This window comes from Herbaspirillum sp. C7C2 (genome assembly GCF_022627865.1).
Lineage (GTDB): Bacteria > Pseudomonadota > Gammaproteobacteria > Burkholderiales > Burkholderiaceae_D > Herbaspirillum > Herbaspirillum frisingense.
Genome location: NZ_JABXGI010000006.1, coordinates 1 through 22,964, shown reverse-complemented (window position 1 = coordinate 22,964; position 22,964 = coordinate 1). Strand labels below are relative to the sequence as shown.

Genomic DNA, 22,964 nt, shown 5'->3' with positions numbered 1-22,964 from the left:
CCGTCTCAATGCTCCTCAGGTGCCGCGCTGTAGTTCCGTTTCCTGTTCCATGTAGACCCAGTCCACGATTTCGTCGCTGGGCGTGTACCCGGACACCAGGCGTTGCATGATCGTGCGGATTGCGTTGACGTCGTTGGCTGACAAGGCGGCCATCAGTTCCCGTAGTCTCTCCTGCAAGGCAGGCCAAGGCATGAAGTCCTCATGGGCTTTCATGATGCGAGGATGAGGCGTGGTTTCCGAATCCTCGCCGATCAACAATTCCTCATAGAGTTTCTCCCCATGCCGCAGGCCGGTGATCTGTATCTCGATGTCGCCATCGGGGTTGACTTCGTCGCGCACGGTCAGCCCTGACAATTCGATCATGCGGCGTGCCAGATCGATGATCTTAACTGGCTGTCCCATGTCCAGAAGGAAGACATCGCCGCCCTTGGCCATCGCACCCGCCTGGATGACCAGCTGAGCAGCCTCGGGAATGGTCATGAAGTAGCGTGTGATATCGGTATGGGTCAGCGTGATCGCTTCACCATTGCGGATCTGCTGCCTGAACTTGGGAACGACCGATCCGGACGAGCCCAGCACATTGCCGAAACGCACCATGGAAATCCGCGTGGCTGGCTGGGTCGAGGCAAGCGCCTGCAGGGCCATTTCCGCCAGCCGTTTGCTGGCACCCATGATGTTGGTCGGGCGAACGGCCTTGTCTGTACTAACCAGAACGAAATGCGCGACCTCATTTTCGATCGCGGCCCGGGCCGCGCGCAGCGTCCCCAGCAGATTGTTCTTGATGCCCTCCGCCGGATTGTGCTCGACCAGTGGAACGTGCTTGTAAGCTGCGGCGTGATAGACCGTATGGGGATGCCAGGTGGAGAGGATTTCGCCCAGCCGTTCTTCATCCTGCACGGAGGCCAGCAGCGGCACCAAGGCGATGTCCCGGCCATCCAGTTGTGCTTCCAGTTCCTGATGGATGGCGTAGAGCCCGTATTCGTTCTGTTCGATGAGCAGCAGCTTGACCGGAGAGACCGCCAGGATCTGCCGGCACAGCTCGCTGCCGATCGATCCTCCCGCGCCGGTCACCAGGACCACCTTGCCGGTGATGTTCTTGGCCAGCAAAAGATGGTTGGGCAGGACGGGCTCGCGGCCCAGCAGGTCGTCGATGTCGAGTTCTCGCAGGTCGGAGACGCTGATCCTTCCGCGCGCCAGGTCCATGACGCTGGGCAGCGTGCGCACCGAAACGTGCGCGCTGCGGATGTCGCTCAGAATCGCGTTGCGTCGCGTCCGGTTGATGTTGGGCATGGCCAGGAGGACGTCGTTGATCTTCAGCGTCTCCACCAGCCCCGCCAGGTCGGCCGGATTGTAGATGGGCAGGCCGTTGAGGACATGGCCGTGCAGCCGGTCATCGTCATCCAGGAAACCCGCCACCTGCATTTCGTGGCTGTTGGTCAGGGCGCCTGCCAGCTGGCGTCCGGCTTCGCCGGCACCATAGATCATGACCTTGGGACGGGCGGCATGCTTGAGGATGCGAAGATACTGATCACTCAACCAGACCCGCGCAAGCGCCCGTGATGCGCCCACCATGAACAGCAGCAGGATGGGCTGGATGATGCCCACCGTGCGCGGCACGCCATTGATGCCGATGATCGTAAAGATCGAGAAGTACAGCACGCCATAGACGCCGACCGCGCGGCCAACCGTTTGCAGCGCAGGCAGGCCGCTGTAGCGGAAGATCGCACGGTACAGGCCGGAGACGATGAAGATCGGCAAAGCAATGAGGCAGGCAGCCACCGCGGCCAGCAGCAGGCCTGTGCCCCATTCGGACTCTCGCGTGATACTGATGAATTCACCCAGCCGCAGGTAGAAGCTCAGCCATGCGGTGAACAGGCAAAGACTGAGGTCGATGGTCAGCGCGACGATGCGCTTGACGGGGCGGGGCAGGGCCAATGCCGGGCGGGCCAGCGCCGAGCAGGCACGGCGCCAGCTGCGACGAAGAAAGCGTGCTTGGTTCATGGCGCTTTGATCCTGTCCCCACGACCCGAGCCCGTTGCGGTCTGGACGATGAATTTGATGTAATGGGCCAAGTTCATCTCAGCGAGCATGCGCGCATCGATTTCTGCCAGCAGACGGGGTGTCGACATGTCGACACCCTTGACCTGCGCTAGACCAGTGATGCCGGGCCGGGCATCGAATACCCGCCGCTGTGCGCGTTCGGCAATCAGCTCGGTCTGGTTGAACAGGCAGGGGCGCGGCCCGACAAGACTCATTTCTCCTGTCAATACGTTCCACAACTGTGGCAGCTCATCGAGCTTGGTACGCCTGAGCATGCTGCCTATGCGGGTGACCGAGGCGGGGCTGGCCAGATGGGTCGCCATCGACTGGGTATCGGGCTTCATGGTCCGGAACTTGACTAGGACGAACGGCCGCTGGTGCCGCCCCACCCGGGTCTGGCGGAACAGCGGCGACCCGGTATCGAACAGGCCCAAGACGAACAGCAGTACCAGCAGGGGCGAAGTCAGCAACAAGCCGAGCAACGAGAAGAGAATGTCCAGCATGCGCAGCATCATTGCGATACTCCTGTGCTGTCGTTTGGTCCGATGGGCTCCACTTGACAGAAATTGACTTGCACGTCTTTTCCTTTTTTATGTATGACTCGATGGTGTGCAGTTGTCGTTTTGCATGACGGCGATGGCCGATCAACGCGTTCCAGGGGATGACAGGCCCGCATATAAAGCAAGAGTCTGTTCCTTAACCAGCGCGGATGCAAATTCGGTCTCGATCCGTTCACGGCCGCGCCTGCCCATGGTCACACGCAGCGCCGGTTCCTCCAGCAGTCTGCGCAAGGCCGCGGCCAGCGCTGGGGCGTCGGCGGCGGGGACCAGGAGTCCGTTGTCGCTGTCGCGTACCGCTTCGCGGCAGCCTTCGACATCGGTTGTCACGCAGGGCAGGGCGCATGCCATGGCTTCCAGCAACGCCTTGGGCAAGCCTTCCCGATACGAAGGTAGACAGGCGATACTGGCCTGGGCAAGAACGGCATGCATATCTTCCTGGAAACCCCAGAATTCGACAACGCCTTCCTGTTTCCATGTGTCCAGTGTCTGCAGGTCCACCGAGGAACGATTGCCGGGATCGCGCTCGCCGGCCACGATAAAACGTGCCACGACGCCTTGTTCACGCAGCAGGCGTGCGGCCTGCACGAATTCTCCGAGGCCTTTGTCCCATAGCAGGCGGGCGCTCATGACGACCATCGGCGGCAGACTTGGCACGCCGGGGCGATACTGGCGGGGATCAACACCGGCGCCACGGATCAGCACGGCATCGGCAGCATTGACCAGGCGGGTGGTCACGAAGCGCTTGAGGTCATCGCCGTTTTCGAACACAACCTTGCTACCCCCGGGGTTGAGCAGCAGCTTGAGCAGCATGTGCAACACCGGCCTCAATGCTTTGGCTTTCCAGCTTTGGGCAATGAGCACATACCCACCGCCGACGACGGCGTTGACGATGTGCTTCACACCGCCCAGGCGCGCCGCCAGGCTGCCAAGGAGGATGGGCTTGAGCGCGACATGGTGCACCAGGGCAGGCCTCTCGCGACGATAGATGCGTATCAACGCCAGCAGCGTCTTTGCAGCCTCCAGCGGATTGAGGCTGCGGCGGTCGATATCCAGTGCGATCAGGCGCAGACCTGCTGCTTCAATGCGTGGGCCATGCCGGTCGACATGGGTGAGTACGATGACCTCGAAGCCGGCTTCACGCGCGGCGATTGCGCGTTCCAGGAAATGAGAGCAGAAAAACCAGTCGACGGCAACGAAGAAGAGCAGCTTGGGCTTTGTTCCCTGGTGCATCAGCGCTCCCTTTCCTGCTTCTCCGGGCCTTGCCTGTAGGCAGCACCGCGCGGCAGGAAGCGCTTGCAGACGGCCTTCCCCAAGGCGATCATCAGGCCCTGCAATGTGTACCAGCCGGGCTTGGACAAGAATTCACGCAACCAATGTGCACTGACTTCGGCGTAGCCGGCACCACTGCTGATGGACTGGCTGTCATGGAGACGGTAGGACAGCAGCACGTCTGGGAGGTTGGCCATGCGTGCTCCGTGGCGGCTCGCTCGCAACCACAGATCGGTATCTTCGGAGTGAAAACCGCCCAGGTAGCCGCGCATCTCCAGCAGGAACTGCCGACGGATGGCTACAGCGGGGTGGCAGAAAACAGTCCGTCTTTTTAACGCAGCCACAATCTGCTCCCGGCTTTCCGGAAACTGCATCAATCCGACTTGGTGGCCATGGCCATCGATCAGGGATACCGCAGAGCCGAGGATGTCGAGCGGATCGTTTGCCAGGTGCGCACGTAAGGTGGCAATACGGGTCGGGGCGCAGACATCATCGGCGTCCATACGCACCAAGTACTGTCCGTGCGCCATGTCGGCAAGCACATTCAGGTTGAAAGCCAGCTGTCCGATGCTGGTCCGGATCAATCGGATACGCGGGTCGCCGCGGCCTACGGCTTGCAGTTGCTCCCAGAATTCGTCGCTGCAGGCATTGGCCGCGATCAGGAATTCGAAATCCCCATCGCTCTGTTCCAGTACGCTGTCGATGGCGTGTTGCAACCAGGGATTGGCGCGATGTACGCACAGGATGACCGAGAGGCTGGGCCCCTGCGGGCAGTGGGAGCTACCTCTGTTCATGGCGGAATCCGTTGTTTCAGCGGGAGCCGGACTTGGCCGGGCCCAAGCGCGCGTACACCTGCTTGAGCGCACGGCGGATGAAGCCGGGTACGTATGGATAGAGCCGGTAGAAGATCTTGCGCGCCAGCAGCTTCGGGTCACGCAGCAAGTTCCAGAAGGTGTAACGCTTCTTCAATAGAATGGTGAAATAGCCATCTTGCCCCGGCGCCTCTTGCGGGGGTGTTACGCCGTAGCGGGAGAAGTCAGCCAGCTTGCGCATCCGGAAGCGCTTGAAAAGAATCAGCCAGCCCTGTTTGACCAGAGGATTTTCCTGCTGCTGCGGCGAAAATTTGCGGAAGAAGGCCATCGCCTCGCCCAGTTCGACTTCACCATTGTCGCGGCAGATTTCAGTCACCTGGTGCCCTGCGTTGGTGGGTGTGGTGATGAGGGCTTCGGTCGTAAAGGCGAAGCGCCGGTTATTCATCAGCATGCGGTAGTAGTAGTCGACATCGACCAGCCACTTCATCTGGCGGTCATAGTCCAAGCTCGCGGACCGTCGGCAGATGGTGGCGCTGGGCGCGCCGATGCAGTTGCCCACGAAGAGGCTGGCCGGATCTTCCGCGAGATCGGCCAACTGGCGGTCACTGGCGCAATGGATGCGCTGCATGTTCACATCGATATGGTTGACCAGGGTCGCGCAAAATCCGAAGTCCGCGTGTGGAGCATCGTCGAGCAACTTGACGAACAGGCGTAATGCATCCGGGCGGATGAAATGATCGTCGTGATGCAGGATCTTGACATAGTCGCCTTGCGCCAGCCGCAGCGCGGCGTTCCAGTTCTCGGGTGAACCGAGGGCGGGCGAATTGCGGACATAGCGCAGCCTGCCCCCAAAATCGAAGCTCGCCAGCAGATCGCATACGCTGTCGTCGGGAGAATCGTCGGTGACGATGACTTCGAAGTCCTGAAAATCCTGGGTCAGCAAGGATTGCAGGGTTTCACGCAGGTACTCGACCTGGCGATAAGCGGGAATGCAGATGGAGACTTTCACAGCAAACGCTCCAGGAGTCGAATCAATTTGCGGATGACGCGCTCGCGCAGGGATCTGCGCGCAACGGTCGGGGAGGGGGCGGCCGGTTGGTCCTGTACTGCTGCCCCGGGCACTGGCAAGCCGAAATAGTCGTTGCCCCACCAGACCGAAGCAGCAAGGGTAGCCTTGCGGTTTTCGACGATCGCCTTGCAGCGCGCCCATGCTTCACGGTTGAGCCGCTCACGGTCTTGCCTTCCGGCTGAATCCATCAGCGACAGATTGGTGTTTCCACCGACGGTACTGACATGATAGGTGGCAGTGAATTCTTCGACCACGGCCGGTTCATGATAAAAGGCCAGCCGCAACAGGAAGTCCCAGTCTTCAGAGCGATCCAGTTCCTCGTGGAAAGGCCGCTCGGTCAGGGCCGAACGTAGCTGGCTCCTGTCGATGAGAAAACTGTGGATAGGCAGAAAGTTCTCGCTCCACAGTGACTTGAGTGAAAAGGCATGGCGTCGGAAGGGGGTACTTTCACTGACGATTTCCAGGTCCGCATTTTCCTTGCGCAAGGTCACCTGCGCATAAGCCCAGGTTTTACCGGTGGCCTGCAAAGCAGCCAGCAGCAGGCTAACGTGATTGGGCGCGAGCGTGTCATCATCATCTAGGAACCCGAGATGGCGGCCGCTGGCCTGTGCCCAACCGATATTGAGGTTCTCGGCGCGACGGTCGCCGCTGGCGGGGTTGCGCACCACCTTGACATCGATGTCGGCGAATTCCGCTGGAAGCTTCTGCAGATCTTCCCATTGCGTATTCTCCGCGCCCTGGTAGACCACGACCACTTCGAGTGGGCGCCAGTCATTGGCGGCAACGCTTGCGATCGCACGGCGGATTTCGCGAGGACGCCCGCCCACCGTTCGCATCACGAAGCTGACCAGCCCCGATTGTTGGGCATGGATCATGACTTGCTCCTTCTTGCTCGCCACTGCCACACCATGGACTTGAGCCGGCGCTTCACGCGCGTGGCCAGGCTTGCCTTGCCTGCCTCATGGGAGACCATAGTCAGATCTTTCGTTGAAACGTAGCCGGCGGTGGGAGCCGCATTGGCGAGCGCTGACAGGTCTGCACCGACCCTGCGTGCGGTGTCGATGAACTTGCCCTTGAGCAGGCGATGCAGGGCCTGCTCGTTCCAATAGCCACTCTGGCGCGCGGCCGCTTCCAGCCGCGCGAACCAGGCGGCCAGGGCCGGCAGATAATCGGTGCGGGCCACGGGCCGCTCCAGAATGACGCTTTCGTGCAAGGCGATTTCCTCATCGGTGGGCTCAACGCCGCATTCTTGCATCATCTGCCTGCGCACGCGCAGGGAGGCGGCATACTGCTTGTCGGAGGAGTCCGAGCTGACCTGCTGCGCATGCAGGCGATAGTCCAGTACGACCTCGGGCAGATTGGCTGCGTTGACCTGCAGGAGCAATCGGCTCCAAAGATGATAATCCTCTGCGTGACGGAAAGCGTCGTCGTAGCGGATGATGCCCTGGTCCAGCAGCTCTCTGCGGAACATCAGAGCCGGGTGGGCCAAGGGGCAATAGAAGAGCATCGCCGGATGGATATCGGCATGGGCGAGCGGGAACGTGAAGACGTTCGGCGCCACGTTGCCGAAGAAACGGATTGCGCCGCCTACAATGCCGACCTCCGGATGCTCGTGCAGGAATGTGACCTGCCTGCCGAAACGGTCTGGTGCACAAATATCATCGGAGTCCATGCGCGCTATGAGCGGTGCGCGGCACTCGGCATAGGCCCGGTGCAAGGTCGCGATGAGCCCCAGGTTGCGCTCATTGCGCAGCAGCCGCACACGCGGATCGGCGGCAAACCGGCTCACGACTTCTGCCGTGTTGTCGGTGGACCCATCGTCGATAAGCAGCAGTTCGAAGTCGCGGAAGTCCTGCGCCAGAACGCTGGCCACGGCCTCTTCCACGTAGCGTCCCGCGTTGTAGGTGGGAACGACGACACTGATGGCCGGTAGTTGTTCACGTTGGTTCATAGACGCACCCAGCGTTGCGGAACCAGATCGCGCGCGTCTGGCGTATCGGCGACGAACCAGCGTGCCGGGGCGATGGTGATGCTCTCGGAGCGGCCATCCAGCCAGGCGCCCCACCAGCTGAAGGAACTGTTGGCCACGATGTGATGACGGCAGGCGGTCATCAGGCGCAGGTCTTCGAAGTTGGTGGCGGCATCATTGTCACGCACAAGATGCATCGTGTAAGGAAGTTGCAGGTTGGTCGCGACCCAATCCAGGTCATCTGAAAAGACGAACAGTTCTGGCGCTTGGCCGGTTACCTGGTGCAGATGCGCAACCGCACGCTCGTAGTAGCCCAGGTCGCATGTCCCGTGCACGGCGGCGGCCGCGGCGTTGGACACGTAGTCACCTCGGCGGATGTGCAGAGAGACCGAATGCGTCCGGCCGATCAGCTCCAGCCAGGCCTGGTTGGGCGCACTGGGGGCGGCTTTGACGGCGAAGTCCTTCCTGATGTCATCGGCAAAGTCGGCAAAGTATTTTTCCGATTGCCAGTAGCCATCGAGATAGATGCCGTCAGGCAGGCTCAGTACGGCCTCGTCGAAGGTGAAGGTCTTCTCGGTGTAGACACGCAGCGGATTGGGCAGGAACCTACGCAGCAGGCGCTGAAGACGGCCCTCTGCAGGCGGGTTGGGGAGCAGTCGCGAAGGGGCCTCGGTCTGGTCGGCGCAAAAGCACTGCATGCCGAAGGCGTGGGTCTTGTAATCCGCAAAGGCACGGCTGTCGATGGCGAAGGGAACGCCACGGCGTAATGCCAGGGCGCGCCCTGCCGCGTATTGGAACATTTGGTTGCCGAGGCCACCGATCAAGCGACTGACTATCATGACGAGATTTCTTGCGTAAGTTGTTCTATGAGTTTGCGGGCCTCGGAAGCAGGCAGTTCCCACCATTTGCTGGCGAGAATTTTCGCAGCGGTTTGATCGTCGAATCGGGCGCCGATGTTGCGCGCAGGTGAGCCCGCCATGATGGCGAAAGGAGGCACATCCTGGTTCACGAAGGAATTGGCGCCGATCACTGCCCCGGTACCGATGATGACACCCCGCCGGATGATGCAGGAAGCGCCGATCCAGACATCGTCCTGAATCACGCAGGCGGCTTCGGTGAGAGTCTCGTAGGGCGCATCGTAGAAGATGGAGTGCGTGGAAACCCGGTCCAGGCGGTGCTCTCCCGGGCCGACCAGCACATTGTCTGCAATGGAGACGTAGCGCCCGATTCTGGCCTTGGTGATGTGGCAGTTGAAGCCGACGTACGTATTGGCTCCGATCCTGGAATCCCCCGACACGATGCTGCCTTGCATGACCTGGATATTTTCGCCATCAAAGAAGATGGCTTGATTCAGGGAGGAGTTGACGCTTTCGACGAGAGGCATGCGCAGCGCACCGGTCATGTCGATTGCGGTACATTCCCGGGCTAACCAGTAGGCCCATTGCCTTGAAGCGGGATGCATTTCATGGCCACCCTTGCCGGTCGCGCCACCGGTTGCACTGCTGTCCAGTAGGAGGGCAGCGACCTCGGGCAGCATGGCCTGTCGCATGATCCATTGCGCTGCCAGTCGCTGCGTTTCGTTTGCCGTTTCGCGCACATCCTGCTGTCGGGAACCATAGCCGAGAAGCGCGGCAGACTCAGGACGCAAACCGCGCGCGACGATGGCCCTGGACACATGGGTGAGCAGGACCTGAAAGCGGGATTTGACGGCGGCCAGGGAGATCATCAGTCGCTTACCCCTTTATGAGCCGCCGCAGACGAGATATCAACGATGCCGGGACTGGCGCAAAAGGGGCCTCCGGCTGCGGCGCGACAGGAGGCGCCGCGGCAAAGCTGCCATTGACCGCGAGGGAGACCGGAACCGCTGTAACGTCGCTGCGGACATGGCGTTCCAGGACGTGGCTCAGATTGGCAAAAAACTGCAGTTGATGCAGATAGTACTGCCGTGCACGCGCTATGGCATGCAGGCTTCGGTCGTATTCTTCAGGATTGGCGAGCAATCGGCCGATTGCATCCAGCGCGGCTTCGGTGTCTTCGATATCGATCTTCAGGCTGGCGTCATCCGGAAGATAACGGTCTACGTTGGTGCATCCGTAATAGATCGGAAAACAGTAAGCCAGCAGTGCGTCCGGCAATTTCTCCGTCAGGAAATCGTCCCCGGCAAAGTTCTCCAGGACGATGGCGAAGCGATAGGGGGCAAGCACGTCCCATTTCTGCTCGAAATCACGCAAGCCCCGGCCCCAGACTTCCACCCGGTCGCCGAAGCGCTGCTGCAGGGCACGCACGAAGTCCAGGCGCGCACGGTGGCCTTCGGTGAAAGCCTTGGCTGAACTGATGACGCTGATATCGCGGCTCTTGGGAATCGGCGGCATGCTGGCCAGCTCATCGAAACTTTTCTCGACGAACCAGGGATGGCCCTGTTGCAGACGAATCTGATGGCGGTGCTGCAGGTCATTGCGCCCGCTGACGACGTGGGCGAACTGATCCAGAAAAGCCGGCTGGTAGGAACCGATCGGATCGGGCTCGCCTGCAATGAAGAAGACGTTCTCGGGCGGGCAGCAGGTGTTCTCGGTCTGGCTCAGTGATTCGAAAACCACCCACGCGTCGCAACGCTCCACCTCCGTATCGACGTGGAAGCGGAATGGTCCCCACTGCAACAAGTTCCCGGGCGTTTGCCGAGCCCAGGGCCAGGTGGGAGCGCAGGTCGTGAGCTTGACGTCGATCATGTCAGTCCGAAATCCTTTCCAGCTGCCAGTGCGGATCGAGGTAGATATGGCCGAACGCCTGTTCGCGTGCATGCTGAATATTGAACAGCCGGGGACGTGCGATACGGAACGGCTGCAGCGCATTGCTGCCGAAGAAGTCCTGCACGCCGAACTGGCTGCCGTGAACTTCCAGCACATAGTCTCCGGCGACCAGGAAGTCGGCGGGAATTTGCGCCTTGACGCGATAGGTGCCTGGGCGCACGTTTTCCATTTCCGGATTGCGGTCGGCCAGCAGCGCGCGCGTGAGCATGTCGCCGAAGACGGTCTTGACGTAGAAGCCGATACGGAAGTTTTGCAAGTTTTCTTTGACGTGATAGATCAACTCCACGTCCACCGGAGCATCGCCCTCGAAGTTGTAATTCGGGTTCTTGCGGCCGCCTTGGGTGACATGCATGGCCAGAAGGTCCACGTGTTCCGTTTCCAGGGGCATGTTGGCGCCACCCACATGCATGGCGTGCCGCATGTAGTCGCCGATGGCGTCGTCGACCAGGGTCTTTTCCTTGATGCGTCCATGTTCGATGAGCACGGCGCTTTCGCACAGATCCTTCACCGCTGCCATGCTATGGCTGACGAAGAGCACCGTCCGCCCCTGGGACGCCAACTCGCGCATCTTGGCGTAGGACTTCTGCTGGAAGCGGGCGTCGCCGACCGACAGCACTTCGTCCAACACCACGATGTCCGGTTCCAGAAAAGCGGATACGGCAAAGGCCAGGCGCACATACATGCCGCTGGAATAGCGTTTGACGGGGGTGTCGAGAAAACGCTCCACCTCGGCGAAGTCGACGATGGCATCGAACTTCTGGCGCACTTCCATGCGCGACATGCCCAACAGGGCACCGTTGAGATAGACGTTCTCGCGTCCGGTCAGGTCGGGGTGAAAGCCGGTACCGACCTCCAGCAGGCTGCTCATGCGGCCACGGATGCGGATCTGTCCTTCGGTCGGGCTCATGACCCGGGAAAGGATCTTCAGCAGCGTGGACTTGCCCGCACCGTTGCGGCCGACGACCGCCAGTCGCTCGCCCTGATTGACCTCGAAACTGATGTCGCGCAGCGCCCAGAAATCTTCATCCGAGCCGGCCTTGTCTTTGCGCTTGCGCCCGAGGAACTTGCGCAGCAGGCCCCGTTCCTGGGTGTCGCGTTCCTTTTCATGATGGATACGGAATTTCTTAGAAATTCCTTCGACGATGATACTTTTGCTCATGATTAGATGGCGTCCGAAAAACGATGCTCGCTGCGACGGAAGAAGCGCACGCCTGACCACAGCAACACGAGCGTCACCAGGCAGGAAATGCCGACCTCATTCAAGCGAAGCGGTTGCGTATCACCGAGCAGGCTCCAGCGGAAGCCGTCGATGATGCCCACCATCGGATTGAATGCATACAGCAGGCGCCATTTCTCTGGTACCACCGTGCTGGCAAAGCCCACTGGGGACAGGTACACCCCCAGTTGCAGCACCACCGGCAAGAGGTGCCGGAAATCACGGTACCAGACGCTCAAGGCGGCGATCGACAGGCTGCAGCCGAGGATGAGCAGGCAAAGCTGCAAGAGGAACAGGGGCAAGGCCAGCACATGCAGTCCGGGCGGCAGGCCATAGAAGAACGACATGGCCAGGTATACCAGCATGGCCAGCGCAAAGTCGACCAGGCCCACCACCACCGACGAGAGCGGAATGATCAGGCGGGGAAAGTAGACTTTCTGGACCAGGTTGGCATTGCCCACCACACTGTTGCTGGCGTCGGAGAAAGCAGCAGAGAAAAACAGCCAGGGCAACAGTCCGGCAAAGACCATCAGCGCGTAAGGCGCGCCATTGGAGGGCAGATTGGCCAGCTTGCCGAAGACCAGCGAAAAGACCAGCATGGTCGCCAGCGGGCGAACCAGTGCCCAGCTCAGACCCATCGCAGTCTGCTTGTAGCGCACCACGATGTCGCGCCAGACCATCATGCCCAGCAGTTCACGGCTGCGCCACAGCTCGGACCAGTAGTCCTTGCCATCGGGATTGGCGGTGATGACGGTCAAGGGCAGCGACTCAAGGTCGCGGCCGTTACCCGTTTCTTGCGTGTCCTTCGTCATTGCTTGGCTTTGACCAGCTTGTTCAGGGCCATGCGCAGCAGATCGAACTGCTCATCCAGTTCGTAATGATGGTTGCCGATGAACAACCCATTGCTGTCAAGTTCGTCGGCATTCTTGAGCGCGCCGTGAATTTCATAATCGAACCAGCGCAGCACTTCGTTCTTGGCGAAATTGCCGGCCACGATGGGACGGACATCGATGCGGTATTCATTGAACACTCGTACTACATCTTCACGAGAGAAGCCGGCATCCGGCTCGATGATCATGCTGAAGCCGAACCAGCTGCTTTCACCGATTTCCTTCTGAATGCGGAGTTGCGGATAGTCCGCCATCAGAGCCTTGAATTTGACGGCGTTGCGACGTCGCTCCGAGATCAAGCCAGGCAATTTGCGGACTTGCTCGATACCAATGGCTCCGCTCATTTCAAGCGGGCGCAGATTGTAACCAGGCAGGATGAACTTGAAGGATTCGACAAAAGCGTCGTCGCTCTTGGTACCTGTCAGCTGGTTGTGCTTGGGCAGATTGCGTGTCCAGCCATGGGCGCGAACGGAAAGCATGATGTGGTACAGCTCTTCGTCATTGGTGACCACCATGCCACCTTCCATTGTGGAAATGTGATGGCTGAAGAAGGCACTGTAGGTACCCATGATGCCGAAGGTTCCAGCCTGACGGCCGTTGAGCTCGGCGCCCATGGATTCACAATTGTCTTCGACCACTACAATGTTGCGACCGGCCACGATACGTTCGATTGCATCAAAGTCGTTGGGGTTGCCCAGCAGGTTGACGATCATGATCGCGCGGGTCTTGTCGGTTACCGCTTCGGCCAAGGCGTCCAGATCGTAGTTCAGTGTATCGCGGTCAACGTCGACGAACTTCAGCTTGAGGCCGTATTGTTGCAGCGGGTGATAGGTCGTGCTCCAGGATACCGCAGGCACGATGATCTCTTCACCGGCGAGCAGCGGGGACTCCTTGCGAAAGCGCAGGGCAGCAATCATCAGTAGATTAGCCGAGGAGCCAGAGTTGACCATTACGCAGTAGTTACTGCCCGTATAGGCAGCGAACTGTTTCTCGAATTCCTGGACGTTTGTTCCCATGGTGAACATACCCGAGGCGATAACCTTCTGGATCGCTTGGTATTCCGCATCGTCCCAGGTGGCGGTGGCGAGTGGGTAGTGGCTGGGGCTCATGCTTGACGTCCTTCTAGATAGAATTGATAGGTTTGGGCGATGCCCGATTCCAATGAAGTGGTTGCACGCCAGCCCCAGGCTTGCAGACGGGTGGTATCTACCAGTTTCTGCGCCATGCCTTCGGGCTTGGTCAGATCGTGCACAAATTTCCCTTCGAAGCCCACAATGCGGGCTACGGCATGGTAGTAGTCGAGGATAGAAAGATCACTGCCCAGGCCTACGTTGAGGTAGAGCGGCAGAGTGTCGAAGTGGTCTAGCGCACGCCACATACAATCGGCCAAGTCGCCCGCATACATGAATTCACGTCGCACCTTGCCGCTGCCCCAGATGTCGACTTCGTCACGTCCGGCGGATTTGGCCTCATGAATCTTGTGAATCACTGCGGGGACAAGGTGTGAGTGCTTTGGATCGAACTTGTCGTGACGGCCGTACAGGTTGCACGGGATCAGCGTACGGTATTGCAGTGAAGGATTTTCGCGTCCGATGTAATCGCACAAACGAGCGACCATGATCTTTGCCAGTGCATAGCCCTCATTGGTCGGTTCCAATTCGCCGGTCAGCACGGTTTGCTCGGCCAGCGGATTGGGCGCATTGCGCGGATACATGCAAGAACTGCCAAGGTTCAGCAGACGCGGGACGCCCGCGCGGCGTGCTGCCAGCACAACGTTGCGACCCATATCCAGGTTTTCGGTGAGAAAGGCGACTGGATCGCGCATATTGGCCTGTATGCCGCCGACCCGGCCCGCAGCGTGCACCACCACATCGGGCTGTTGCTGTTGTACCCAATCGTTTACGGCACGAGCATCCAGCAAGTCCAGCTCGGCGCTGGTGGGTGCCAGGATATCGTGTCCGACGGCAGCGGCGTGCTCGGTGAAATTTCGCCCGACCATGCCACGGCCGCCTGTGAGAAAGATACGCATGTCTAACCCTTATCCAATATCAGCGGTGCACCGGTAATTCATCACTGGTCGTAGTTGAAGGCGTTATATCCATGGCTCTTGACGAGCGCGTCTCGCTGCGCCGACTTGAGGTCCTCGCGTACCATCTCTGCCACTAGTTCATCGAAGGTGGTGCTGGGAGTCCAACCCAGCTTGGTCTTGGCCTTGCTCGGATCGCCCAACAGGGTTTCGACTTCGGTCGGACGGAAATAACGTGGATCCACTGCCACGATGGGTTGGTTTGGATCGCCTTGTTCGCGGTTTTCCCAGTAGCCCTTTTCCTCGACCCCGGTATTTTCCCAGCGGATCTTCATGCCGATTTCCTGCGCAGCGGCGTTGACGAAATCGCGAACGCTGTATTGGACGCCGGTGGCGATGACGAAGTCTTCTGGCTGTTCCTGCTGCAGCATCAGCCACTGCATTTCCACGTAATCACGCGCATGGCCCCAGTCGCGTTTTGCATCCAGGTTGCCGAGGTAAAGCGCTTCCTGCAGGCCGAGCTTGATCCGGGCCAGGGCGCGGGTGATCTTGCGTGTAACAAAGGTCTCGCCGCGGATGGGGCTCTCATGGTTGAAGAGGATGCCGTTACAGGCGTAGATGCCGTATGCCTCGCGATAGTTGACCGTGATCCAGTAAGCATAGAGCTTGGCAACGGCATAGGGGCTACGTGGGTAGAAGGGCGTAGTTTCCTTTTGCGGGGTTTCCTGTACCAGCCCGTAGAGTTCGGAGGTGCTGGCCTGATAGAAACGTGTTTTCTTGGTCAAGCCAAGGATGCGAATTGCTTCCAGGATGCGCAGGGCGCCCAGGGCATCGGAGTTCGCTGTGTATTCTGGCTCTTCAAAGCTGACCGCGACGTGACTCTGCGCCGCGAGGTTGTAGATCTCGTCCGGCTGGACCTTTTGGATAATGTGGGTCAGGCTGGATGAGTCAGTCATATCGCCGTGGTGCAAAACGAAACTCCCGTCGGAGATGTGCGGATCCTGGAACAGGTGATCGATACGGTCGGTATTGAACAGGGAAGTGCGGCGCTTGATCCCGTGCACTTCGTAGCCCTTGGCGAGCAGGAGCTCCGCCAGATAGGCACCATCTTGTCCGGTGACGCCGGTAATGAGGGCTTTTTTCTTCATAGTCATGGATGTCGTCCGTGTGCGTTATGTGTGGGTTGATGGGCGGCTTCGATGGCAATGCATCAACGGGAGGCCGTACAGGCAGGAAGTGAGGCTTTAGACTGCGACCCGCCATCAGACCTGTGGATGGCTACGCGGTTTTGGCACGCGTAATGGGAGCCGGGGTGCAGGTGTGAGCGTGGCGGATGGCATGGGTTAGGCTTATTTTGCGATCGTGTACAAAGTCAATTTACTCATCATCAACACGAGCCAGGAATGAACGGCACTCTTTTTTTCTTCTGTGTTCGTGTCGGCCCCGCACCTGTAACGTTTGGCCGCCTCGTGCGAGCACACTAATATAAAAGCGCTTCACAGGCAGTTTGCCGCTGGCGTACTTCGGTGCCTATCTTGACTGGACGCCGTTTCGCAACGATTTCGCGCGATCAGAATAAGCAAGCGAGTATATCACGCGAAATAGGCTTTTCCGAGGTGATCCAGGGCGCTGACGACTTTGCTGTCCATTGCTTTCGTGGAGGAAAATGCTTTTTTAGGCAAGTCCAGCTCGGAAATCTGAGCCAGTACTTTTTGTGACGTTGAAAAACAGGATATGAAAGGCATCGCCTACGACGTTTTTCCAAGGTAGTGTTGTGGTCGATGTCAGCGGCCGGAAGAACTTTTGAGAGGCTTTCGCCGTCACAGCCACCTTGTGAACTGCTCGCGAGCTTAAAATAAGTTGACCAATAGTCATTTACATATGCCCTGATGCGGAGCATGTTGTTTTTGCGTCACGTCTTCGAATCAAGTCCTCCCCCCGCCAGGCACTTGTTGGGGAAGGGAACTCACGAGTGCGGCGACATGAAAGGCTATGCATCTGCTGTTCTTGGCGCGTTGATGCGGTCATAATTGTCTCTTTAATATCAATTGTCTTCCACTTCCTACGCATATGCCCATCGCCCAATCGATCTTTAAAGCCTACGACATCCGCGGCATCATCGACAAAACCCTGGACGACCAGGTCGCCTATCAGATCGGTCAGGCCTTCGGCGCTGCCGCGCTGGCCAAGGGGCAGAAGAAGGTCGTGATCGGCCGTGACGGCCGTCTGTCCGGTCCTGCACTGGCCGCTGCGCTGGCCAAGGGCCTGCAGTCGGTGGGTGTGGACGTGATCGATCTGGGCATGGTCGCCACCCCGATGGTCTATTTCGGTACCCATGTGCTGGACACCCAATCGGGCATCATGGTCACCGGCAGCCACAACCCGCCCGACTACAACGGTTTCAAGATGGTGCTGGCCGGCGAGGCCATCCATGGCGAGACCATTCAGGGTCTCTATCACGCCATCGTCAAGGGTGAATTCCCGCAAGGCGCCGGCAGCTACAGCACCCACGACATCAAGGATGCCTACATCGCCCGCATGATCTCGGACGTCAAGCTGGCGCGCCCGCTGAAGATTGCCGTCGATTGCGGCAACGGCGTGGCCGGCGCTTTCGCCGGCGAGCTTTACCGTGCACTCGGTTGCGAAGTGACTGAATTGTTCTGTGAGGTCGATGGCAACTTCCCCAATCACCACCCCGATCCGGCGCACCCGGAAAACCTGCAGGATCTCATCCGTTGCCTGCAGGAAACCGACAATGAACTCGGCCTGGCCTTCGATGGAGACGGCGACCGCCTGGGACTGGTGACCAAGGATGGTCAGATCATCTACCCGGATCGTCAGCTGATGCTCTTCGCTGAGGACGTGCTGACCCGCAACCCGGGCAAGCAGATCCTCTATGACGTCAAGTGCACCCGTCACCTGGCACCCTGGATCAGCGCGCGCGGCGGTCAGCCGTTGATGTGGAAGACCGGTCACTCGCTGGTCAAGGCCAAGTTGCGTGAAACGGGCGCGCCCCTGGGCGGCGAGATGAGCGGTCACATCTTCTTCAAGGACCGCTGGTTCGGTTTCGACGACGGTCTCTATGCCGGCGTGCGGATGCTGGAACTGATGGCGCGCCAGAGCGACCCGTCGGCCGTTCTCAATGCGCTGCCCCAGTCGGTCAGCACCCCGGAACTGCAGCTGAAGCTGCAGGAAGGCGAGAATGTGGCTTTGATCGGCAAGCTGCAAAGCGATGCCAAGTTCGAAGGCGCCCAGGACATCATCACCATCGACGGTCTGCGCGTGGAATATGCCGATGGCTTCGGTCTGGCACGCTCTTCCAATACCACGCCAGTAGTGGTGCTGCGCTTCGAGGCAGAGACTGCGGAAGCACTGGCGCGCATCCAGGGTGAGTTCCGTAAGGTCATCCTGGCGGCTCGTCCCGACGTCGCACTGCCGTTCTGACGGCCTGATGAGGTAAGATGCTGGCCCACAGTTAAGTTCAGCCAGAGTGGGCCAGCCTTGAAAATCCTAATCGTCCGCGTTTCCTCCCTGGGAGACGTCGTCCACAACATGCCGATGGTCGCGGACATCCGTCGTCATTTCCCTGCCGCACAGATCGACTGGGTCGTGGAAGAGGCCTATACCAGCCTCGTCCGCCTCAATCCTCACGTCCACACTGTGATTCCGATCGCCTTGCGTCGCTGGCGCAAGACCTTGTTCTCTGCTGCCACCCGCGCCCAGATCGCGGCTTTCCGGCGCCAGTTGCAGGCCGAGCGCTACGATGTGGTCTTCGATACCCAGGGCCTGCTCAAGACCAGCGTAGTCATGCGCATGGCGCGACTGGCCGATCATGGGCGCCGGGTGGGCCTGGCCAATGCTACCGAGGGCTCGGGCTACGAGCCACTTTCCCGGATCTTCCATGACCAGAGTATCGCAGTGGGTCGGCGCACCCACGCCGTCATGCGTGCGCGCCTGGTGGCCGCCGGTGCATTGGGCTACCAGGTCGAGGGTGAGCCCGACTTCGCCCTGCAGGCGCCCCAACCGGCACGCTGGCCCTGGATGCCCGAGACCCCCTATGCCGTCTTCTTCCACGGCACCGCACGCGCCGCCAAGCAATGGCCGCCGGCGCAATGGATCAGGCTGGGGCAGGACCTGGCAGCTCGCGGCCTGCCGGTGTTGCTGCCTTGGGGGAGCACCCGGGAACAGGCGGCTGCGCAGCAACTGGCAGAGGGCATCCCAGGCGCCGTCGTATTGCCGGCGCTGCCGCTGATGCAGGCGGTGTCGCTGGTGCAGCAGGCCAGGCTGGTGGTCGGCCTGGATACCGGCCTGACGCACATTGCTGCCGCGTATGGCAAGCCCACAGTTGAGCTTTACTGCGATTCCCCGCGCTGGAAAACCGAAGGCAACTGGTCGCCTCACATCGTCAACCTGGGCGATCTGGGCGCGCCACCGGCCGAGGAGGCCGTACTGTCCGCCGCGCTGGGTTTGCTGGACTGAGGGCTCCCGCCCGGTCAGGGCATCGACCCGGATCATTGAAGCAGATCAAAACCTGGCGGCAAACTGTTGAACCGGATCGTAGGGCCACTTGCGGCGGGGGTTTGCGGCCTGCTGACGCGCCTGCATCGCCACACGGCGTTGACGCTTGCGGGCATAATACGCGCCATGGAATCGCAAATTATCGAGATCGGCCTGACCGAATGGCGGGTCGACAACCCCAATCAGGAATGGATCACCGCGCTGGAAGCCGGCAAGGTGCTGTATTTCCCGCACTTGGCCTTCCAGTTGATGCAATCCGAGCAGGTGCTGCTCGATCCGGCCGTGCGCGCCCCGAAGTCCCGCAATATCAGCCTGGACGCGCGTGGGCATATCAAGGGCGCCGCCGGTGGTACGGAGCAACAACTGGCGCTGGCGGCGATGGTGGGACGCTTTCGCGAGCAGGCTCTGTCTTTGGTGCATACGCTCTTGCCCAAGTATCGTGACGCCCTGTGCGTAGCACCTACCAGCTATCGACCGATGCAGGTGGAAACCCGTGCCCAGTCCTGGCGTGCTGACGACCGCCGCATGCACGTCGACGCCTTCCCGTCGCGGCCGAACTATGGTGAGCGTATCCTGCGCGTCTTTACCAATATCAACCCGGAAGGCGTGCCGCGTGTCTGGCGCGTGGGCGAGCCTTTTGAAACCGTGGCCAGGCGCTTTCTGCCTCGTGCCAAGCCTTATGTTGCCTGGCAGGCGAAATTATTGAAGGCCTTGCGCGTGACGAAGTCCTTGCGCAGCGAGTACGACCACATGATGCTTCAGCTGCACGACGGCATGAAGGGCGACATGCAATACCAGCAGGATGCCCAGCAGGTAACCATGCCCTTCGCCGCAGGCTCGGTCTGGATCTGCTTTTCGGATCAGGCATCTCACGCAGTCATGTCGGGGCAATACATGATGGAGCAGACCCTGCACCTGGCACCGGAACAGCAATACGATCCGCAATCCAGCCCGCTGGCCATCCTGACGCGCCTGGCCGGCCATCCTTTGGTCTGAGATGCGGTTGCTGTATTCCCTGATCTGGTGGCTGCTGCTGCCGCTGGTGCTGCTGCGCCTCTGGTGGCGTGGCCGCAAGGAGTCCGGTTACCGGGCCCATGTGAGCGAGCGTCTCGGCTTTTATGCGCGCCTGCCTGATTCGCAGGCGCGTTTCATCTGGGTGCACGCGGTGTCGGTCGGCGAGACCCGCGCTGCAGAGCCGCTTATCGACGCTCTGTTGCAGCAATACCCCCAGCATTCCATCTTGCTGACCTGCATGACGGCCACCGGTCGCGCTACCGGCGCCCAGGTCTACGGCAAGCATGGCGGGCGTGTCCTGCAAAGCTTCCTGCCGTATGACATTGGATGGATGTGCGCCCGGTTTCTACGACATTTTCGACCAGCTGTCTGTGTGCTGATGGAAACCGAGGTCTGGCCCAGCCTGATCGCCCAATGCCGTCGTTACCACGTTCCCGTGATGCTGGCCAATGCCCGCCTGTCGGAGCGTTCGTTGCGGCGTGGGTTGCGTTTTGCCGCCTTGTTGAAGCCGGCAGCTGAGGCCATCAGCGTAGTCGCGGCGCAATCGGACGCGGATGCGCAGCGTCTGCGCGCCTTTGGGGCGCGTCAGGTCGTCGTGACGGGGAGCCTCAAGTTCGACGTTGAGCCACCTGATGCCGTGGTGGCCCGGGGCCTGGAGTGGAAAGCCCAGGTCGGACTACGCAAGGTGCTGTTGTGCGCCAGTACCCGGGAAGGCGAAGAAGCCTTGATCCTTGACGCGTTGGCTCGCGAAGGACGGGGTGACTGGCTGACGGTCATCGTGCCCCGTCACCCTCAGCGATTCGATCAGGTCGCCGACATGATCAGTGCCCGTGGCCTGCGCCTGCAGCGGCGGTCCACACTGCAGCAGGACATCCGCTTGCAGGATGTGGATGTACTGCTGGGTGATTCCATGGGGGAGATGTTTGCCTACTATGCGCTTTGTGATGTCGCATTCATCGGTGGCAGCCTCTTGCCGCTCGGTGGGCAGAACCTGATCGAGGCGCTGGCCTTGGGTAGGCCGGTGTTGATCGGCCCGCACACTTTCAATTTCCAGCGCATTACCGAGGATGCCATTGCCGAGCACGCAGCAGCGCGCGTAGAGAATGCAGATGCATTGCTGCGTCAGTGGAAAGAACTCGTGTCCGACCACACGCGTATGGATCAAAGGTCGCATTCCGCAAAGGAATTTGCGCAGCGTCACCAGGGGGCAACTGGCCGGACGCTTTCTCTGCTGGATGCGCTGCTGACGGACGGTCAGGTGCGGCGATAGGCCTCGACCGTTTTCTGGAATGCGGCGTCGACTGTCGTTCTGGGCGTCCAGCCCAGCAGATCGCGGTTCTTGCTGATGTCGACCTGCAGGGAGCCGCAAAGACGTTGCGCGATTCCAGGCCTGCCCATCATGCGTGCTGCCAGCATCAGCCATGAGGCCGGTATTGATGGCAGGAACGGCGACTTGCCCAGGGCAAGGGAGATGCGTCTGAGCATGGCGGTAGTTGAGAGGTCTTCACCATCAGATACCAGGAATACCTGGCCTGCAGCATCGGGGTGGCTCAGGCAGACGCAGATCAGGTCCACCAGGTTATCCAGCGCCACCAGGCTGCGGCGATTGCTGGAGATGCCGCCCAGCGGCAGCGGTATGCCTTTATCCAGCCAGCGGATCATGCTCAGGAAATTGGCTTTGACTCCAGGGCCATAGACCAATACCGGTCTTATCACCACCACTTCCATGGTTCCATTGCGCGCCAGCTCCCGCAGCGCCTGTTCGGCTTCCATCTTGGAGATGCCGTAGGGATCGGCCGGGGCGGGCGTATCGTCGGCTGTAAAGGGACGTCCTGGTTGCGTCTCTTCACCATTGACCTTGATCGAGCTGATGAAAATGAAACGGCGGACTCCCGCCTGTTGCGCTTGACGTGCCAGCGCCAGCGTTCCTTCGACATTGGTCCTGCGGAATTCCGACAACGGATCGCCAGCTGTCTCGTTCATCACGTGTACCCGCGCCGCGCAGTGGACCACCGCCTCCATACCGTCTAGTGCTGCTGACCAATTGGTATCGGGTGCCAGTTCTTCGATGATCACTTTTTCCAGTGTGCTGGAGTCTACGGGCAGCTTTGCTGTGGGGCGAAGTGCGGCACGCAGATGATGACGGCCCTCGGAGGCAAGTTGGCGAACCAAGGCTTGGCCAACGAAACCGGAGGCGCCGGTAATGAGAATACGCATGGACAAATAAGGGAGCGGCGGGGAAAGAGGACGCCAATACTATCATCGTGTCCCGACTTGCCCGGTGAATGTGGAGGTCAGCTCGTCTGGCTGCTTGGTATATAGAAGAATGGCCTTGCTTGGCATCGGGATGGTGCCGCCTATTTGGGCTGGCTAAATTATTTTCGAATTTTTTTCAAAAAGTGCTTGCGTGGTGTGGAGGGCGTTGCTATAGTTCGCCCCCTGCTGACGCGACACACGAAGCGAAGTTGAAAAACGAAGCGACGAAGGTGGGCGAAGCAGGTGAGTAGTGAAGCAGTTTGAAGTACGTTTTAAATAGAAGTAGTCGAGCGGTAGCAAAAGCGAAGACGAAAAAATTTAAAACGAATCGCAAAAAAGTAGTTGACGCGATGAACTAACTGCTGCATAATCTCGCTTCTCTGCTGCTGACGAACAAAACGATTCGCAGCGATGCAAACAGCGCCAGGCGCGTTTGATGCAGATGATCTTTAAAAATTAACAGCCGATAAGCGTGGGCGTTTAATGAAGTGCGACAGAACTTCGGTTCTGGAAACTTT

At 59.9% G+C, this 22,964-nt stretch carries 20 protein-coding genes; 4 read left to right on the top strand and 16 right to left on the bottom strand.

What is annotated here, in order from left to right:
• Positions 1 to 15: 15 nt before the first annotated feature.
• From HWE04_RS10990 to gmd, 15 genes are all read right to left on the bottom strand, one after another.
• Positions 16 to 2,001 carry a polysaccharide biosynthesis protein gene (locus tag HWE04_RS10990; protein ID WP_241812433.1) on the bottom strand — a complete coding sequence of 662 codons (1,986 nt, stop codon included), beginning with the start codon at positions 1,999 to 2,001 and terminating at the stop codon, positions 16 to 18.
• Complete coding sequence (locus HWE04_RS10985) at positions 1,998 to 2,555, bottom strand: sugar transferase (protein ID WP_233207654.1); 558 nt, start codon at positions 2,553 to 2,555, stop codon at positions 1,998 to 2,000. The genes HWE04_RS10990 and HWE04_RS10985 overlap by 4 nt, the downstream gene beginning before the upstream one ends.
• Before the next feature lie 129 nt (positions 2,556 to 2,684).
• Positions 2,685 to 3,830 carry a glycosyltransferase family 4 protein gene (locus HWE04_RS10980; RefSeq protein WP_006463709.1) on the bottom strand — a complete coding sequence of 382 codons (1,146 nt, stop codon included), beginning with the start codon at positions 3,828 to 3,830 and terminating at the stop codon, positions 2,685 to 2,687.
• Positions 3,830 to 4,663, bottom strand: a complete 834-nt coding sequence (locus HWE04_RS10975; protein ID WP_006463710.1) for a glycosyltransferase family 2 protein — start codon at positions 4,661 to 4,663, stop codon at positions 3,830 to 3,832. The genes HWE04_RS10980 and HWE04_RS10975 overlap by 1 nt, the downstream gene beginning before the upstream one ends.
• A 16-nt stretch (positions 4,664 to 4,679) precedes the next feature.
• The gene (locus tag HWE04_RS10970; protein ID WP_006463711.1) at positions 4,680 to 5,690 is read right to left on the bottom strand and encodes a glycosyltransferase family 2 protein; all 1,011 of its coding nucleotides are present in this window, start codon (positions 5,688 to 5,690) and stop codon (positions 4,680 to 4,682) included.
• On the bottom strand, positions 5,687 to 6,625 hold the full coding sequence (locus HWE04_RS10965; protein WP_006463712.1) for a glycosyltransferase family 2 protein: 939 nt from the start codon (positions 6,623 to 6,625) through the stop codon (positions 5,687 to 5,689). Before HWE04_RS10965 ends, HWE04_RS10970 begins: the two co-directional genes overlap by 4 nt.
• A complete protein-coding gene (locus HWE04_RS10960) occupies positions 6,622 to 7,701 on the bottom strand; it encodes a glycosyltransferase family 2 protein (RefSeq protein ID WP_241812432.1) in 1,080 nt (359 codons plus the stop codon). The genes HWE04_RS10965 and HWE04_RS10960 overlap by 4 nt, the downstream gene beginning before the upstream one ends.
• Positions 7,698 to 8,519, bottom strand: coding sequence for an alpha-1,2-fucosyltransferase (locus HWE04_RS10955; protein WP_161625974.1), 822 nt, complete (start codon positions 8,517 to 8,519; stop codon positions 7,698 to 7,700). The genes HWE04_RS10960 and HWE04_RS10955 overlap by 4 nt, the downstream gene beginning before the upstream one ends.
• Positions 8,520 to 8,554: 35 nt before the next feature.
• Entirely contained in the window at positions 8,555 to 9,445 is an 891-nt protein-coding gene (locus tag HWE04_RS10950; RefSeq protein ID WP_006463715.1) for a CatB-related O-acetyltransferase, read from the bottom strand.
• A 7-nt stretch (positions 9,446 to 9,452) separates the two neighbouring features.
• Positions 9,453 to 10,445: a glycosyltransferase family 10 domain-containing protein gene (locus tag HWE04_RS10945; RefSeq protein WP_241812431.1), complete on the bottom strand. Its 993-nt coding sequence runs from the start codon at positions 10,443 to 10,445 to the stop codon at positions 9,453 to 9,455.
• A gap of 1 nt (position 10,446) precedes the next feature.
• Entirely contained in the window at positions 10,447 to 11,685 is a 1,239-nt protein-coding gene (locus HWE04_RS10940) for an ABC transporter ATP-binding protein (RefSeq protein ID WP_241812430.1), read from the bottom strand.
• A gap of 2 nt (positions 11,686 to 11,687) precedes the next feature.
• Positions 11,688 to 12,554, bottom strand: a complete 867-nt coding sequence (locus tag HWE04_RS10935) for an ABC transporter permease (RefSeq protein ID WP_006463718.1) — start codon at positions 12,552 to 12,554, stop codon at positions 11,688 to 11,690.
• Entirely contained in the window at positions 12,551 to 13,741 is a 1,191-nt protein-coding gene (locus HWE04_RS10930; protein WP_241812429.1) for a DegT/DnrJ/EryC1/StrS family aminotransferase, read from the bottom strand. Before HWE04_RS10930 ends, HWE04_RS10935 begins: the two co-directional genes overlap by 4 nt.
• Complete coding sequence (locus HWE04_RS10925; RefSeq protein WP_241812428.1) at positions 13,738 to 14,661, bottom strand: GDP-L-fucose synthase family protein; 924 nt, start codon at positions 14,659 to 14,661, stop codon at positions 13,738 to 13,740. The genes HWE04_RS10930 and HWE04_RS10925 overlap by 4 nt, the downstream gene beginning before the upstream one ends.
• 41 nt (positions 14,662 to 14,702) lie before the next feature.
• Entirely contained in the window at positions 14,703 to 15,806 is a 1,104-nt protein-coding gene (gene gmd, locus HWE04_RS10920) for a GDP-mannose 4,6-dehydratase (RefSeq protein ID WP_006463721.1), read from the bottom strand.
• 922 nt (positions 15,807 to 16,728) lie between these two features.
• On the opposite strand from gmd, the gene HWE04_RS10915 reads away from it, so the two are divergent.
• From HWE04_RS10915 to waaA, 4 genes are all read left to right on the top strand, one after another.
• Entirely contained in the window at positions 16,729 to 18,102 is a 1,374-nt protein-coding gene (locus tag HWE04_RS10915) for a phosphomannomutase/phosphoglucomutase (protein WP_102663932.1), read from the top strand.
• A gap of 57 nt (positions 18,103 to 18,159) precedes the next feature.
• Positions 18,160 to 19,137: a lipopolysaccharide heptosyltransferase I gene (waaC, locus tag HWE04_RS10910; protein ID WP_241812427.1), complete on the top strand. Its 978-nt coding sequence runs from the start codon at positions 18,160 to 18,162 to the stop codon at positions 19,135 to 19,137.
• A gap of 165 nt (positions 19,138 to 19,302) precedes the next feature.
• Complete coding sequence (locus HWE04_RS10905; RefSeq protein WP_241812426.1) at positions 19,303 to 20,172, top strand: Kdo hydroxylase family protein; 870 nt, start codon at positions 19,303 to 19,305, stop codon at positions 20,170 to 20,172.
• Between the two features lies 1 nt (position 20,173).
• A complete protein-coding gene (gene waaA / locus HWE04_RS10900; RefSeq protein ID WP_241812425.1) occupies positions 20,174 to 21,460 on the top strand; it encodes a lipid IV(A) 3-deoxy-D-manno-octulosonic acid transferase in 1,287 nt (428 codons plus the stop codon).
• Here the strand turns inward: waaA and HWE04_RS10895 are convergent.
• Complete coding sequence (locus HWE04_RS10895; RefSeq protein ID WP_241812424.1) at positions 21,445 to 22,407, bottom strand: UDP-glucose 4-epimerase family protein; 963 nt, start codon at positions 22,405 to 22,407, stop codon at positions 21,445 to 21,447. The genes waaA and HWE04_RS10895 overlap by 16 nt on opposite strands.
• Positions 22,408 to 22,964 lie beyond the last annotated feature (557 nt).